The 14749-nt window shown below is 59.3% G+C and carries 14 protein-coding genes; 8 read left to right on the forward strand and 6 right to left on the reverse strand.

What is annotated here, in order from left to right:
* Positions 1-5: 5 nt before the first annotated feature.
* The 3 genes from DXX3274_RS15890 to DXX3274_RS15900 all read right to left on the reverse strand — a co-directional run bounded on the left by DXX3274_RS15890 (position 6) and on the right by DXX3274_RS15900 (position 3031).
* The gene (locus tag DXX3274_RS15890; protein ID WP_042860604.1) at positions 6-863 is read right to left on the reverse strand and encodes a transporter substrate-binding domain-containing protein; all 858 of its coding nucleotides are present in this window, start codon (positions 861-863) and stop codon (positions 6-8) included.
* Positions 864-1118: 255 nt separating this feature from the next.
* Entirely contained in the window at positions 1119-1667 is a 549-nt protein-coding gene (locus DXX3274_RS15895; protein ID WP_042860605.1) for a HutD family protein, read from the reverse strand.
* Complete coding sequence (locus tag DXX3274_RS15900; RefSeq protein ID WP_042860606.1) at positions 1667-3031, reverse strand: formimidoylglutamate deiminase; 1365 nt, start codon at positions 3029-3031, stop codon at positions 1667-1669. The genes DXX3274_RS15895 and DXX3274_RS15900 overlap by 1 nt, the downstream gene beginning before the upstream one ends.
* Positions 3032-3327: 296 nt before the next feature.
* Between DXX3274_RS15900 and hutI the strand changes: the two genes are divergently transcribed.
* Positions 3328-4542, forward strand: a complete 1215-nt coding sequence (gene hutI / locus DXX3274_RS15905; RefSeq protein ID WP_050569892.1) for an imidazolonepropionase — start codon at positions 3328-3330, stop codon at positions 4540-4542.
* Entirely contained in the window at positions 4539-5339 is an 801-nt protein-coding gene (gene hutG, locus DXX3274_RS15910; RefSeq protein ID WP_042860608.1) for an N-formylglutamate deformylase, read from the forward strand. The genes hutI and hutG overlap by 4 nt, the downstream gene beginning before the upstream one ends.
* Before the next feature lie 11 nt (positions 5340-5350).
* On the opposite strand, the gene DXX3274_RS15915 is transcribed toward hutG, so the two are convergent.
* Entirely contained in the window at positions 5351-7291 is a 1941-nt protein-coding gene (locus tag DXX3274_RS15915) for a methyl-accepting chemotaxis protein (RefSeq protein WP_042860609.1), read from the reverse strand.
* A 388-nt stretch (positions 7292-7679) separates the two neighbouring features.
* On the opposite strand from DXX3274_RS15915, the gene folD reads away from it, so the two are divergent.
* Both folD and ybcJ read left to right on the forward strand, forming a co-directional pair.
* Positions 7680-8549: a bifunctional methylenetetrahydrofolate dehydrogenase/methenyltetrahydrofolate cyclohydrolase FolD gene (gene folD, locus DXX3274_RS15920; RefSeq protein ID WP_038921072.1), complete on the forward strand. Its 870-nt coding sequence runs from the start codon at positions 7680-7682 to the stop codon at positions 8547-8549.
* Positions 8550-8555: 6 nt separating this feature from the next.
* Complete coding sequence (gene ybcJ / locus DXX3274_RS15925) at positions 8556-8768, forward strand: ribosome-associated protein YbcJ (protein WP_042860610.1); 213 nt, start codon at positions 8556-8558, stop codon at positions 8766-8768.
* A 125-nt stretch (positions 8769-8893) separates the two neighbouring features.
* Here ybcJ and cysS read toward each other — a convergent pair whose 3' ends face one another.
* A complete protein-coding gene (cysS, locus tag DXX3274_RS15930) occupies positions 8894-10279 on the reverse strand; it encodes a cysteine--tRNA ligase (RefSeq protein ID WP_042860611.1) in 1386 nt (461 codons plus the stop codon).
* 408 nt (positions 10280-10687) lie between these two features.
* Complete coding sequence (locus tag DXX3274_RS15935; protein ID WP_042860612.1) at positions 10688-11110, reverse strand: DoxX family protein; 423 nt, start codon at positions 11108-11110, stop codon at positions 10688-10690.
* A 340-nt stretch (positions 11111-11450) separates the two neighbouring features.
* On the opposite strand from DXX3274_RS15935, the gene ppiB reads away from it, so the two are divergent.
* From ppiB to purK, 4 genes are all read left to right on the forward strand, one after another.
* A complete protein-coding gene (ppiB, locus tag DXX3274_RS15940) occupies positions 11451-11945 on the forward strand; it encodes a peptidylprolyl isomerase B (protein WP_038667053.1) in 495 nt (164 codons plus the stop codon).
* 10 nt (positions 11946-11955) lie between these two features.
* On the forward strand, positions 11956-12678 hold the full coding sequence (gene lpxH / locus DXX3274_RS15945) for a UDP-2,3-diacylglucosamine diphosphatase (RefSeq protein WP_042860613.1): 723 nt from the start codon (positions 11956-11958) through the stop codon (positions 12676-12678).
* Between the two features lie 222 nt (positions 12679-12900).
* Positions 12901-13410 carry a 5-(carboxyamino)imidazole ribonucleotide mutase gene (gene purE, locus DXX3274_RS15950; RefSeq protein WP_038919775.1) on the forward strand — a complete coding sequence of 170 codons (510 nt, stop codon included), beginning with the start codon at positions 12901-12903 and terminating at the stop codon, positions 13408-13410.
* Positions 13407-14477: a 5-(carboxyamino)imidazole ribonucleotide synthase gene (gene purK, locus DXX3274_RS15955; protein WP_042860615.1), complete on the forward strand. Its 1071-nt coding sequence runs from the start codon at positions 13407-13409 to the stop codon at positions 14475-14477. The genes purE and purK overlap by 4 nt, the downstream gene beginning before the upstream one ends.
* Positions 14478-14749: the final 272 nt, after the last annotated feature.

A 14749-nucleotide genomic window follows, 5' to 3' on the forward strand; every position in this document is an offset into this window, starting at 1 on the left:
CAGTCTCAGGGGGTGACGTCCGTTTTGAACCACTTCTCGCTGAGCGTTTTCACCGTTCCGTCCGCCAGTGCGGTCTTGATGGCCGCATCGAATTTGGCCTTCAGCTCCGGATCGCTTTTACGAAAGCCCAGCGCTTCCCCTTCTCCCCAGATAGGTCCGGTCAGTTGCGGGCCGCCCAGCGTCAGGTTGCTGTTTTCCGGCTTGCTGAGGATGGAGTTGGCGAAGGTGACATCATCAAACACCGCGTCAATGCGCCCGGCCTGCAAATCGAGAATGGCGTCGGCGGATGCGGTGTATTCGCGCACGGTGGCGACGTCCCGGAAGTAGGCGTCGATGAACGGCGTGTAGACGGTGCCGGAGGCGATGCCGATGGTTTTGCCCTGCAACGCGCCGCGCAGGCCGGCTACCGCCGGTTTAATCTGCTCAGGATCATTCGTCAGTTTAATCATCGCCTTATCCGCCTCGACAGGCAGCGCCAGCTTGCCTTTGACGGTAATAAAGCTGGCCGGCGTGGACGCATAGGGAAGGGAGAAATCCACCACCTGTTTGCGCTCCGGGGTAATCACGATGGCGTCCATCATCACATCGAACTTGCCGGCCTGCAGACCGGCGATCATGCCGTCCCAGTTTTGCACCACCAGCTTGCACTGGATGTTCATCCGCTGGCACAGAATCGTCATCAGTTCCGGCTCAAACCCGCCCAGCTTGCCGCCCGGCAAGGTCAGGTTCCAGGGTTCGTAACTGCCTTCCGTCGCGATGGTCACCGACTTCCACTCTTTAGCCTGCACACCCCCGCTGAAGGCGGCCGACGCGCTTACTACACATAAGGCAATTACAGATCGAACCAGTCCGCTCTTTTTCATGTCTTCCCCCTGGTGTTTAACCGTCAAAGTAATTACATGTATATACAACATCAATTAAGCAGCAAGATTCGGGCCATGATTGCAATCGGCAGGCAAATCTCAGCCGGCAAGTCCAGCCAATCCCGCCCGGCAGCGGCAGCCAGGGAATAACGGCACATGGAGAAAACACATTCGACATTGGGAAAACACATTCGAGGCGGCACCGCACAATGGCGGTGCCCAATTGTTGTGCATCAGGGTGATGCACAGAGCAGATTATCGTGCGTGGATCGTGGTCAGGAGCAAGACGGCGTTGTCGTCATCCGGCATCCAGTCCACGTCTGAAGACTGCCACCAGACGCCGTCTTCAGCAGCCAGCCGATGTGCGCCGGATCGCCAGTGACCCGCCAGTACGTACGCCACACCGTCCGCAACCGGCGCTTGTACCGCCGTACCGTTGACGACCGCTATCTCCGCCCGGTAGCGACGGCGATCGACCATGATATTGAAGTCCAGGCTAACGCCGCCGCACAGCCGCGCCGTGATCGCCTGCTCGCCGGCGAAGGCGAACGGCTGATGCAGCGTCAGCCGGTGTCGCCAGTCTTCGCCGCACAGATCCACGCCGTCGCCGGACAGCAGGGTAATCACCCGGTCCACGCCGGGAAAACAGGAAAAATCGCCGTCGCGCTCGATGGTGGCGATACTGGCGCGCCAGGCAAAATCGCCGCCGGGTTCGTCCGACGGTATCCGGCAGATTTCCCGGGTTTCGCCGCCGCCGTTTTTCCAGCGGCTGACCAGTAGGGTATTCAGGCTGAATGTTTGCATCACAGCACCGCCTGTAACGACTGCATCACCTCGACAAACCGGGCGTCATACTCCTCGTCCAGCGCGTGCCGCCCGTCTTCAATCACCGGCTTGCCCGCCACCCACACATCACGGATCTGCTGGCGATCGCCGGCAAATAGCCAGCGGTTGAGCAGGCTGTCGTCAGCCACTGCGCTCAACAGAGCGTCTTCGCGCAGCACCAGCCAGTCGGCGCGCCAGCCGGCGCTCAATTCGCCGACCGGCACCCGGCAGGCCTGGGCGCCGCCCTGCAACGCCTGCGTGTACAACAGGCTGCCCACCGCCGGTTGCTGCGGCGTCGCCACCCGGTTGCGACGACGATCGCGCAGGCGTTGACCGTATTCCAGCCAGCGCAGCTCCTCCAGCACATTCAGCGACACATGGCTGTCGGAGCCGATGCCCCAGCGCCCGCCCTGCGCCACGTAACGGTCGAGCGGGAAAATACCGTCGCCGAGATTGGCTTCGGTGGTCGGGCACAATCCCGCCACCGCCAGGCTGCCGGCCAGCCGGCTTAGTTCCTGTTCATCCAGATGGGTGGCATGCACCAGACACCAGCGGGCATCCACCGCGAAGCGGTTGAACAGCCACTGCACCGGGCGTTCGCCGCTCCAGCTCAGGCAATCGTCCACCTCTTTTTGCTGTTCGGCGATATGGATATGCACCGGCAGGCTGCTGTCGCTGGCCTCCAGCACATCCTCCATCTGGTTCTGGCTGACCGCGCGCAGCGAATGGAAACACAGCCCGTGATTGAGCAGCGGATAAGGCTGAATCAGCGCCGCCAGCGTTTCCTGCTGACTGAGGTAATGATCCACATCCTGAATAAAACGCGCCTGCCCCGGATGCGGCGGCTGCGCGCCGAATCCGCTGTAGCTGTAAAGCACCGGCAGCAGGGTCTGGCCGATGCCGACCCGCTGCGCCGCCGCCAGCAGATGACGCAGCATGTCGTGCTGGCGGTACGGCTTGCCGTGCGGGTCGTGGTGCAGGTAATGAAATTCAGCCACCTGACTGTAGCCGCCCTTGAGCATATCGATATACAGCCGGGTGGCGATCACCCCCACCTGTTCCGGCGTCAGGTTCGCGACCATGCGGTACATCAGGTCGCGCCAGGTCCAGAAGCTGTCCTGCGGGTTCCCCGCAACCTCCGCCAGCCCGGCCATCGCGCGCTGGAATGCGTGCGAATGCAGGTTAACCATCGTCGGCAGCACAATGCCCGGCAGGCGTTGTGCGCCTTCCGGCGCCGCATCCGGCGTCACGGACTGCAAGCAACCCAGTTCATCCACTTCCAGACGCACATTGCGCGCCATTCCCTGCGGCAACCAGGCGCGCGCGGCAAAATAAACGGACATAGCGAAATCCTGTCGGTGATGATCGTTGATGATACTGTTCGTAGAAATACTGCTCGTTGATAACACAGTTCGTTGATAACACAGTTCGTCGACAACAGATGTATAGACATATCTATACACCAAAGTCGACAACACATGGCATAAGGCTTTTTTATTTCGTCGCAGAAACGGGTTAACAGCCGATACTGTGACGGAGAAAGTGAATAAGAAATTCCTATTCCGTCACAGCTTGCTGAAATCCCATAGTGGGGCGTATAACTTGTCTATACAAGACTATAACAGCAAGAGGGAACAGGATGACGATAGCCTGTGACAGTCTGTGGCTGGGCGCCGATCTGGTCACCCTGCGCGGCGGCCGCTATCAGGTGATTGAAGATGGCGCGCTGGCCGTTACCGACGGCCGCATCGTCTGGCTGGGTGCGCGGCAAGCCTTGCCCGCTATCGCGCCGTCGCGCGTCACCGATTTTGGCGGCGGCATCATTACGCCCGGTTTTATCGACTGTCATACCCATCTGGTGTTTGGCGGCGATCGCAGCGGCGAATTCGAGCAGCGCCTCAACGGCGTCAGCTATGCCGATATCGCCGCGGCGGGCGGCGGCATTCTCGCCACCGTCAACGCTACCCGGCAGGCGGACCACGACAGCCTGTTCGCCTCGGCGCTCGCACGTTTGCGGCCGTTACTGGCCGAAGGCGTCACCACGCTGGAGATCAAATCCGGCTACGGGCTGGATGTGGACAGCGAACTGAAAATGCTGCGGGTGATCCGCGCGCTGGGCAGACAACAACCGGTGCAGATCGTCTCGACCTGTCTGGCCGCCCACGCCATCCCGCCGGAGTTCAGGCAGCAACCGGAGGCGTGGCTCGATCTCGTCTGCCGCGAACTGCTGCCGGCGGTGGTCAGCGAAGGGCTGGCCGACGCCGTCGATGCCTTCTGCGAACATCTGGCGTTCAGCCCGGCGCAGGTAGAGCGGCTGTTTCAGGCGGCGCAAACGCATAAGCTGCCGGTCAAGCTGCATGCCGAGCAGTTATCGTCGCTGCATGGCAGCGCGCTTGCCGCGCGTTTTCAGGCGTTGTCCGCCGATCATCTGGAATACGCCACCGAGCAGGATGTGGCGGCGATGGCGGCGGCAGGCACCGTCGCGGTGCTGTTGCCCGGCGCCTATTACCTGTTGCGGGAAACGCAATGCCCGCCGGTCGAGCTATTTCGCCGCTACGGCGTGCCGATGGCGATCGCCAGCGACTGCAACCCCGGCACCTCGCCCGCGCTGTCGCTGCGGCTGATGCTGAACATGGCCTGCACCCTGTTTCGGCTGACGCCGGAAGAAGCGCTGGCCGGCGTAACGTTGCACGCCGCCCGCGCGCTGGGGCTGGAGCAGAGCCACGGCTCGCTGGAAACCGGCAAGGTGGCGGATTTCGTGCACTGGCCGCTGGCGCGCCCGGCGGAACTGGTTTACTGGCTGGGCGGTCAACTGCCCTGCACCACGATTTTTCGCGGAGAACAACGTCCATGACCCCGTTTACCTTTATCGAGGGCGACAGCCCGCTGCTGCTCAGCATTCCCCACGCCGGCACCGACCTGACGCCGGAAGTGGCCGACGGACTCAGCCCGGCCGCGCGCCCGTTGTCGGACACCGACTGGCATATCCCGCAACTGTACGACTTCGCCCGCGGGCTGGGTGCCAGCGTGCTGGCGGCCAACTATTCGCGTTTTGTCATCGACCTGAACCGCCCGGCCGACGATCAGCCGCTGTATACCACCGCCACCACCGGCCTGTTTCCGGACGTGCTGTTCGACGGCACCCCGGCGTTCCTCGCCGACCGCGCGCCGTCGGAAACGGTACGCGCCGGTTATCTGCGCGATATCTGGCAGCCTTATCATCAGCAAATCCAGCAGCAACTGGCGCGCATCAAACAGCGCCACGGCTATGCGCTACTGTTCGATGCCCATTCCATCGCTTCGCGTATTCCACGTTTGTTTGACGGCCAGTTGCCGGACTTGAACCTCGGCACCAACGGCGGCCTCAGTTGCACGCCCGAAATCGAAGCCGCGCTGCGGGAGGCGTGCCAGTCACAGTACCGCTGGAGCTGGGTACTGAACGGTCGATTCCGCGGCGGCTATATCACCCGCGCTTACGGCCAGCCGGAGCAGCATCAGTACGCGCTGCAGCTGGAACTGGCGCAGTGCAACTATATGAGCGAACAGGCGCCGTTCGCCTGGCAACCGGCCAAAGCGCGGGAACTGCAACCCATGCTGGAACGCATCGTGCGCACCTTTATGGATACGGCGGCCAGGCTGCATCACGGCTGACCGCCGGTTTATCACAGAGGCAGACCCACCCGGACATTACCGTTATCGGCCACCACAAAGCGATCGACGGTTTCCTTCATGTCGCCGGCCTGCCTGTCGAGCAATTGGCTGGCGCTGGCCGCCTGCGACACCAGCGCCGCATTCTGTTGCGTCACCTGTTCCAGTTGATTCAGCGCCAGATGCACCTGATCCACGCCAAGCGACTGCTCCCGCGCCGCGGTGGCGATATCGCTGACAAAATCCCGCACCTGCGACGTACTGGTCATGATCTGCTTCATGGTTTCGCTGCTGCGCGTAACCAGCGTCACGCCTGCATGCACCTGGTCGATGCTGCCGGAAATCAGCTCCCTGATACGCTGCGACTCGTTGGCGCTGCGCTGCGCCAGATTGCGCACCTCGGTCGCCACCACGGCAAACCCACGCCCTTGCTCGCCTGCCCGGGCCGCTTCCACCGACGCATTGAGCGCCAGCAGGTTGGTCTGAAACGCGATGGCGTCAATCGCCGCGGTGATTTGCGACATCTGCTCGCTGGACTGGCGAATCAGCGCCATCGTTTCGCTGGCCTGCAGTGTGACCTGATCGGCCACGCCAATCTGTTCTTCCATGGTTTTCATCAGCTCCGACGCCTGGGCGGCGTAATCGGCGGTCTGTTTTACCGCCACGGTAATCTGTTCCATGCTGCTGGCGGTTTCCACCAGCGACGCCGCCTGTTCGTCGGTCCGCTGCGCCAGATCCTGATTACCCTGTGCGATTTCATTGCTGGCGCGCTCCACCAACCCGGCGCTCTGCTTAATGGTACACACCACATGTTCGATATTTTCCAGCGACCGGTTATAAGCCTGATTCAACTGCGACAGTTCATCCTTCCCCTGAACATCCAGTCGACACGTCAGGTCATTGCCCATTTCATCAATGGTTTTCAGCGTCGAGGTCAATTGCTGATAGACATTGCGCGCCACCAGCACCGCCAGCAGCAGCGCCAGCAATAACGCCGCCACCGCGCCGCCCAGATAACCGTACCCGCTCAGCCGGGCCTGTTTTTCCAGCGTGTCCGCCCAGCTCAGCAAATCCGTCGATGCCGCATCCTCGATGGCTTTCAGCTGGTCGATACGCTGTGTCTGCTGTGTGAACCACTCGTTGGCGTCAACCCCAAATCCTCCGGTCGCGGCTTTGGCAAACGCGGCATCGCGCATTTTCAGCGCCGGTTGCACCGCCGCACTGCTCATTGAGTCTTGCATGCGCTGGCTGAGCGCCGGCTGGGCAAACTGATTAAAAACATTGGTGTACGCGTTTTCCATGCCGACCAGTTGGCTGAAACGCTCGTACTGACCCGGCGCAAAACGATCCACAGCGAACACTTCGGACAACAATGCGCGCATGATGCCCGCCTGTTCCTTGATATTCAGCACGTTGTAATAGGCCGCCACGCGGGTTACCAGCCCGCCATTCGTCACCAGATGGCTCATATCTCCCACCAGTGCGATAAGATCGCTGATGTTGGCGGTGTACCACCCCACGACTTGCGACGTGGGCAGCGAGAAACCATCTACCTGAGCGCGCAGCGAAGACCGTGTTTGCAGGCGCTCCTGCAGGCGGCTCAGACGCTGCGCGATCCCCCCGGCGGAGCTGGATAGGGCCAGCGCGGATTGACCTTCCCACAATGCGGCTAATGCTTTATCGGTTTCAACGCGCTGGGTTCGCAGCGGGTCGGCGAATTTCTGCCCCTTGCTGCCGATGAAGCCGGAACTCATGCCGCGTTCGCGTTGCAGGGCGTGGGCGGCATTACCGGCCCGCTGCGCCAGCGACAGCAACTGGGAAAACTGCGCCATGTCCTGCTCCGCCTGACGGCGCTCCAACACGCCGCTGGCGGAAAACCACAGCAGAGCGACCAGTAGCGGCATTAGCGCCAGAGCAAACTTGTAACGAATAGAAAGAGAGGATAATCGAAGCATGTGCCGCCCCTTGTTTGATCCCGGGTGATAGCTTTATCCCGGGTAGTAGTTTGATCCCAGATATGCGTTGATTTCATCACGTCAGAAATAATCAACAAGAAAATTAATAATCCAATTTTCATCGACCTTCGACACTGAAACTTTACTCCTCCTAAAGTGGTACATCGGCCTGGGAGAAACATACCGCAATAATTTGTTCTTATAGTTATAGATTGATATAGCGCTGCTTTACGCCAGAAAACCGTTAAACCGCGCTCATTCCTGAAGCGCTAACGTCATTGACAAGCCAGACATCACAATTAATCACCATACAACGCCTGACAGCCCGCGCCGCTTCTGCCAAAATAGGCGCATTCCCCCCGCATTGAAAATGATGGATTTTCTGTACATGGTTGCAAAAATTATTGATGGTAAAACGATTGCGCAGCAGGTAAAAGACGAAGTAGCCGTGCGCGTGAAACAACGACTGGCCGAAGGTAAACGCGCGCCGGGGCTGGCAGTCGTGCTGGTGGGCGACAACCCCGCTTCGCAGATTTATGTCGCCAGCAAGCGTAAGGTCTGCGAGGAAGTCGGTTTCGTTTCCCGCTCTTACGACCTGCCGGCCACCACCACCGAGCCGGAACTGCTGGCGCTGATCGACGAACTGAACGCCGATGCCGCTATCGACGGTATTCTGGTTCAGTTGCCGTTGCCGGCGGGAATCGATAATACCAAGGTCATCGAGCGCATCGCGCCGGACAAAGATGTGGACGGTTTCCATCCGTATAACGTCGGCCGGCTGTGCCAGCGCGCGCCGCTGCTGCGCCCTTGCACCCCGCGCGGCATCGTCACGCTGCTCGAACGCTATGACGTCAACATGTTCGGCCTCAACGCCGTGGTGGTAGGCGCATCCAACATCGTCGGCCGTCCGATGAGCATGGAACTGCTGCTGGCAGGCTGCACTACCACCGTTACCCACCGCTTCACCAAAGACCTGCGTCATCACGTCGAACACGCCGACCTGCTGGTCGTGGCCGTAGGCAAACCGGGCTTTATTCCGGGCGAGTGGATCAAACCGGGCGCCATCGTGATTGACGTCGGCATCAACCGGCTGGAAAACGGCAAAGTGGTGGGCGACGTGAAGTTTGACGAAGCCGCAGAGCGCGCCGCGTACATCACGCCGGTGCCGGGCGGCGTGGGGCCGATGACGGTCGCAACGCTGATTCAGAACACCTTGCAGGCCTGCGAGGAATACCACGACACAACGGCACAGGCGTAATCACCCATGAACGTATTCCATCTGGATAAACACCCGCACGTGGAACTGTGCGACCTGCTGAAACTGCAAGGCTGGAGCGAAAGCGGCGCCGCCGCCAAACAGGCGATTGCCGCCGGTGAAGTGACCGTCGACGGCCAGACCGAAACCCGCAAGCGCTGCAAAATCGTCGCGGGTCAGGTTGTGAGTTTTGACGGAGAGTCCGTTACCGTTCAGGCATGACACGCCGGTTTTCGTAACGACACGACTTCGTAGCACCCCAATGATGAGAAAAGGCCCGGAAAAGCCGGGCCTTTTCTATTGGAGGAACGCCGTCCGGCGAGCCGCGATTATTTACGACGCCAGGATTACTTGCGACGCCAAATAGTGCCCTGCGGGCCGTCTTCCAGCACGATGCCCATTTCGGTCAGCCGGTTGCGCGCCGCATCGGCCAGCGCCCAGTCTTTGGACTGACGGGCATCGTTGCGCTGTTTGATCAGGGCTTCGATTTCCTGTACTTCGCCGTCGTCGGCCTGCGCGCCGCTTTGCAAAAACAGCTCCGGATCCTGCTCCAGCAGCCCCAGTACGCCGGCCAGCTTACGCAACGCCGCCGCCAGACCGTTGGCCGCCGCCGCATCTTCCGCTTTCAGGCGGTTAACCTCACGGGCCATGTCGAACAGCACCGAGTAGGCTTCCGGCGTATTAAAGTCATCGTCCATCGCGTCGCGGAAACGGCTTTCGAAGTCATCGCCCCCCGCCGCCGGCGCGGCGGCATCGGTACCGCGCAGCGCGGTGTACAGGCGCTCCAGCGAGGCACGCGCTTGCTTGAGGTTTTCTTCCGTGTAATTCAGTTGGCTGCGATAGTGGCCGGAGATCAGGAAATAGCGGATGGTTTCGGCATCGTAGTGCGTCAGCACATCGCGCATAGTGAAGAAGTTGTTCAGCGACTTGGACATCTTCTCCCGATCGACCATCACCATGCCAGTATGCAACCAGTAATTCACATAATCGCCGCCGTGCGCGCAGGTAGACTGGGCAATCTCGTTTTCGTGGTGCGGAAACATCAGGTCGGACCCGCCGCCATGAATGTCGAAATGCTCGCCCAACTGCTTGCAGTTCATCGCCGAACACTCAATGTGCCAGCCAGGACGGCCATTGCCCCACGGCGACGGCCAGCTCGGTTCGCCGGCTTTGGACATTTTCCACAGCACGAAGTCCATCGGGTTGCGTTTCACCTCGGTGATTTCCACCCGCGCCCCGGCTTTCAGTTGCTCCAGATCCTGACGGGACAGCGCGCCGTAACCCGGCGCGGTATCGACTGAAAACATCACGTCGCCGTTATTCGCTACGTAAGCGTGACGACGGGCGATCAATTTTTCCACCAGCTCAATGATTTCCGCCATGTAATGCGTTGCACGGGGCTCTTCATCCGGGCGCTGGATATTCAGCGCGTCGAAGTCGGTGTGCATTTCACCGATCATGCGATCGGTCAGTTGCGTGATGGTTTCACCGTTTTCCGTCGCACGTTTGATGATCTTGTCGTCAATGTCGGTGATATTGCGTACATATTTTACGTCGTACCCCAGATAGCGCAGGTAGCGCGCCACCACGTCAAATGCCACAAACGTCCGCCCATGACCGATATGACACAGGTCGTAAACGGTTATCCCGCACACATACATGCCAACCTTGCCAGCGTGGATGGGTTTGAATTCCTCTTTTTGACGACTCAGGGTATTAAAGATCTTTAGCATCAGGGCATTCCATGGTGTTCGCAGGAGATGTGCATCGTTGTCTGCGGTACGCGTAATAAAGTCGGTTTTTATCCGGTTTTCGGACGTAGAGCCTATCTCAATAGGCGTCATTGGCGCAGCCAGTTTGGACTCGGACAGCGCGGAGAACCCGGAGCGTACACGTAGTACGTGAGGATTTCGAGCACTGCCCAGGGCCAAAATGGCAAGTAAAATAGCCTTATTGGGATAGGCTTCTTAGCTGCGTATTGAAACCTGAACCCTGCCCTATTGCAAGCGGGTGCGCCTAATATTCGGCATCCCCTGTGGTTTCGCGTCCTGAGCTGCCTCTAAACGCACAAACCCGGCGATATCGCCGGGTTTGCATGGCTGCCAGTCGCAGCCGGATAAATCCGTTACCGTCTATCAAGCTTAGCGCCAGCGCGGGTCACTCATTACGGAATATTTACCACTGCCCAGCAACGCAATCACGATACCGGCAAAGAAGTAAACCGCCACGCCTTCCGCGCCCCATGCGCCGGTTTTTTCCAGCATGAACAGCGCCTGCGGTTCAGCCAGCAGCAACGCCGCGATCATGGTGACAGAGAAAATCAGCGCGGCCGGGCGAGTCAGGATGCCGAGAATCATCAGCACCGGCATCAACACTTCCCCCATGAACACGCCGTAGGCGATGAACCCGGGCAGACCATAAGCCGCCAGCATTCCCTGAATAGCGCCGACGCCGCCGATCAGCTTATGAACACCGTGGAACAGCATCAAAATACTGAATGACAGTCGCAAAACCAGCTTGCCGCAATCCGGTTTGTCCAACAGCTGATTAATCCGGTCCAACATAATTTACCTACCTGTATGATTATTGAGTGAGCAACGTGTTAACGAGAGTGACTATCAACTACAACAAGGATAAGTTTAGAAAGTAAAAAAACATATCAAAATGAAACCAGTTATTGATTTAGCGCAACAAAAATATATTTCAAATAAACTCAACTAAATATATCGAGAATCAATGAGTTTATTTGAAGTATTTTCCATACCCGTCTCCACATTTCTCCGCCAGCGTCGCCCCTGTGCTGACTCAGCCATTCACTTATGTTATAAGAGCGCTCTTGGCGACTTGGCGCCTCGGTGAATATCTCTCATCATTCTGTGTACTATGGCTAAGTAAGGTTCATCTATGATTACGTTTCATACCAACCACGGCGACATCGTCATCAATACCTTCCCGGAAAAAGCACCGGTTACCGTGGAAAACTTCCTGAACTACTGCCGCAGCGGTTTTTACGATAACACCATTTTCCACCGTGTGATCAACGGCTTCATGATCCAGGGCGGCGGCTTCGAACCCGGCATGAACCAGAAAGACACCAACGCGCCGATCAAGAACGAAGCCAACAACGGTCTGGGCAACAACCGCGGCACGCTGGCCATGGCCCGCACCAATGATCCGCATTCAGCGACCGCTCAGTTCTTCATCAACGTGGTGGACAACGACTTCCTGAACTTCAAATCTGAAAGCGTAAACGGCTGGGGTTACTGCGTGTTCGCCGAAGTGGCGGAAGGCATGGACGTGGTCGACAAGATCAAAGCCGTCTCCACCGGCCGCAGCGGTATGCATCAGGATGTGCCGAAAGAAGACGTGGTCGTCACCAGCGTAACCGTCAGCGAGTAACGCCTGCTGCATGACCACGCTGTTTATTAGCGATCTGCATCTGAGCGAACAGGAACCGGCGATCACCGCCGGTTTTCTGCGTTTTCTGCGTGAAGACGCGCCCGGCGCCGACGCACTCTACATCCTCGGCGATCTGTTCGACGCCTGGATTGGCGACGACGACCCGGCCCCGTTGCACGCCACGGTGGCGCAGGCGTTAAAGACGCTGGCCGACAGCGGCGTACCCTGCTATTTCGCCCACGGCAACCGCGATTTTCTGCTCGGCGCGCGCTTCGCCCGCCAGAGCGGCCTGCGGTTGCTCGCCACGGAAACGGTGCTTGACCTCTATGGCCGTCGCACGTTGCTGTTGCACGGCGATACCCTGTGTACCGACGATCACGCCTACCAGAACTTCCGCCGCAAAGTACATAACCCGCTCATCCAGCGGCTTTTCCTGTGGCTGCCGTTGTCCCTTCGTCTGCGCATCGCCGCCCGTATGCGCGCCGCCAGCCGGCAGGCCAACCAGCACAAATCCATGACCATTATGGACGTCAACGCCGATGAAGTGATGGCCCGCCTGCGGCACCATCAGGCCACGCTGATGATTCACGGTCATACCCACCGCCCGGCGATTCATCCGATCGATCAGACCGGCGTGCGCGCCGAGCGCGCGGTGTTGGGCGCCTGGCATCAGGAAGGTTCTATGCTGCGGGTGACCGCGGACGACGTCCGTCTGATTTCATTTCCGTTGTAACGCGACGTTTACACTGATTTTCCCCCTTAACGGCCCGTTTCATCGCCACGCAACCGTTTTCCTCCCCTCTGGCTCATGGTATGCTCTACGCCCTCGCGACCTGCGGCTACGGTTTCAGGTCGCCGTTGCACCGCGCAATGACCGCATCATGCACGATTACTGTCATGCACGATCATCGACATGAATCACCACCGTCATGCAAACCACAGGAGCATTACAGGCATGTCATCCAACGCTGCCCCGGCGAAAATCGCTATTGTCATGGGTTCAAAGAGTGACTGGGCCACCATGCAGTTTGCTGCAGAGATCCTCACCACGCTGAATCTGCCCTATCACGTTGAAGTCGTCTCCGCGCACCGCACGCCGGATAAACTGTTCAGCTTCGCCGAACAGGCGGACCAGAATGGCTTTGACGTTATTATCGCCGGCGCGGGCGGCGCCGCTCACCTGCCGGGTATGCTGGCGGCTAAAACCCTGGTGCCGGTGCTGGGCGTGCCGGTGCAGAGCGCCGCGTTAAGCGGTGTCGACAGCCTCTATTCGATTGTGCAGATGCCGCGCGGCATTCCGGTCGGCACCCTGGCCATCGGCAAAGCCGGCGCCGCTAACGCCGCCCTGCTGGCCGCGCAGATTCTGGCGCGTCACGACCGCGAGCTGGCTTCTCGTCTGGCCGCCTGGCGTCAGGCGCAGACCGACGAGGTGCTGAACCACCCGGATCCGCGGGAGGATGCATGAAACCGGTTTGCGTACTGGGTAACGGCCAACTGGGCCGTATGTTGCGCCAGGCCGGCGAGCCGCTGGGCATCGCCGTTTATCCGGTCGGGTTGGATGCGGAGCCGGAATCGGTGCCGGTGCAACACAGCGTCATCACCGCTGAAATCGAACGCTGGCCGGAAACGGCGTTGACCCGCCAGTTGGCGCAGCACCCGGCGTTCGTCAACCGTGATATTTTTCCGCGTCTGGCCGATCGCTACACCCAAAAACAGCTGCTGGACGAACTGAATCTGGCCACCGCGCCCTGGCAGTTGCTGGCCTCGGCGCAAGAGTGGCCGGCGGTATTCGCTGCGCTGGGCGAACTGGCGATCGTTAAACGCCGCGTCGGCGGTTATGACGGCCGCGGTCAGTGGCGTATTCGCCCCGGCGAAGAGCATAGCCTGCCTGCCGACTGCTACGGCGAGTGCATCGTTGAACAGGGCATCGCGTTTTCCGGCGAGGTATCGCTGGTCGGCGCGCGCAACGTAAAAGGCGACTGCGTATTCTACCCGTTGACCCGCAACCTGCATGAAGACGGCATCCTGCGCGCCAGCGTGGCATTGCCGCAACCGCAGCCGCACCTGCAACAGCAGGCGGAACAGATGCTGTCGGCCATTATGCATCGTCTCGGCTACGTGGGCGTGATGGCGATGGAATGCTTCGTGGTGGGCGATCGCCTGCTGATCAACGAGCTGGCGCCGCGCGTGCACAATAGCGGCCACTGGACGCAAAACGGCGCCTCCATCAGTCAGTTCGAACTGCACCTGCGCGCGATTCTCGACCTGCCGTTACCGGCCCCGGTCGTCGCCAGCCCGTCGGTGATGGTCAACCTGATCGGCACCGACGTGAATATCGATTGGCTGGCGCTGCCGTTGGTGCACCTGCACTGGTATGAGAAAGAGGTGCGCCCGGGCCGCAAGGTGGGTCACCTGAACCTCAATCACCCGGATGCCGCGCTGCTGAATCAGACGCTGCGCGCACTGGCGCCGTTGTTGCCGGACGCCTATCAGTCCGGGCTGGTATGGGCCCAGCAGCAACTGAGCTGCTGAGTCATTTAATGATACTGGCGGGCCGGCGTCGGCTCGCCGGTACCTGAAGCAAGATTTTTACGTGACATTATGATGATTGGGTTTATTATTTTCACCGTCTCCAAATTAAATATGTTTCATTGGTTATTTATTTCACCTGTCGCTATTTCTCATGAAATATATTTACGCTTTATTACCCCTCAATTAACCGCATTAACGCATCAAAAAAGATACCGTCGAAAATAAAAAATTTAACGCATCAATCCTGATATTTTATTTTTAATTAATTGAGG

Source organism: Dickeya sp. NCPPB 3274, from assembly GCF_000406205.1.
Classification (GTDB): Bacteria; Pseudomonadota; Gammaproteobacteria; order Enterobacterales; family Enterobacteriaceae; genus Dickeya; species Dickeya fangzhongdai.